Annotated in this window: 1 pseudogene; it reads right to left on the minus strand. The window is 75.0% G+C overall.

The features are described from left to right. Window positions 1–1,102 (minus strand): annotated as a pseudogene (locus LWC33_RS34660) (hypothetical protein); the annotation flags it as partial.

The following is a 1,102-nucleotide window of genomic DNA, read 5'->3' on the forward strand; positions in this document are numbered from 1 at the left end:
CGGGGCGTTCGTCGAGCCCGAGCAGGGTGGACAGCGCGATCTGCACGTGCACCCCGCGCCGCGGGTTGGCCGGCGACTCGGTCTCAGCCGTGCCGTTCCGATCGGCCTGCTCACCGGTCGCCTCGGAGCCCTCCGAGCCGGCTGCGGTCAGCGGTCCCAACCTGCTGCCCCGCTCGGCTCTGCCCTCCGCCCGCTCCGCCTCACCGTCTGCGGCCTCGGCCGACGCGGTCGCGTCCCGTCCGGTCTCGGCCCGCTCGGCTTCTCTCCGCTCGATCTCGGTCCGCTCGATCTCGGCCTGAGCGGCCTCGGTGTGCGCGGCCTCGGTGTGTGCGGCGTTGGTGTGTGCGGCGTTGGTGTGCGCGGCGTCGTTGCGCTCGGACTCGGTTCGGCCTGCCGTGGATCGGTCGGCTGCGGAGCGGCCAGCTGTCGATGGTTTCGCTGTCGTGCGCTCCGGGTGAACGCTCTGCGTCGACGACGCGCCGGGCGGCTCGGTCCTGTCCGAGGGCGAGCTCGCCGGCGGCGCCATGGTCCCCGGTCGCTGCGTGCCTTCGTCGGCTCCGGACGTGGGCGCGCTAGTTGCCGGCCTCCCGGCCGGGGCGGAGCGGGGCCTGCCGGTCGACCGGGCCGGGACCTGACCCGCGGGCGAATCGGCGGACTCGGAGGCGGCGTCGTGGAGCAGGGCGGTGATGATCTGCGCGTCGGTCAGGGTGTGCAGCCGGCCGTCGAGGAACCCGACGAACAGGTCCACCCGGATCTGGTCCAACCGCCCGGGGTGCCCGCCCCGGCGCACCTGATGGGCGAGGCGGTCGATGCGGGCGACCGCGGCGTCGGCATCCTCCGGGGCGACGCCGTGCGCGGTGATCGTGACGGTGCCGTCCTCGGTCACGCACGCCGACACCGCCCGGCGGGCGTGTGCGCGGCGGAACAGCCGCTCGTAGTGCGCGGGGTCGATCTCCAGGATCAGCCGGCGCAGCCGCCGCGAGATCTCGCTGGTGGTCCAGCGCCGGGCTCGCGGCAACACCAGCGCGCACAGGTGCGCGCACTGCGCGGCCGGGAGCCCGACCAGGTGGCGTAGGAACACCGCGGCCTTCGGCCAGTCGAT

The organism is Pseudonocardia terrae (genome assembly GCF_021343995.1).
Taxonomy (GTDB): domain Bacteria; phylum Actinomycetota; class Actinomycetes; order Mycobacteriales; family Pseudonocardiaceae; genus Pseudonocardia; species Pseudonocardia terrae.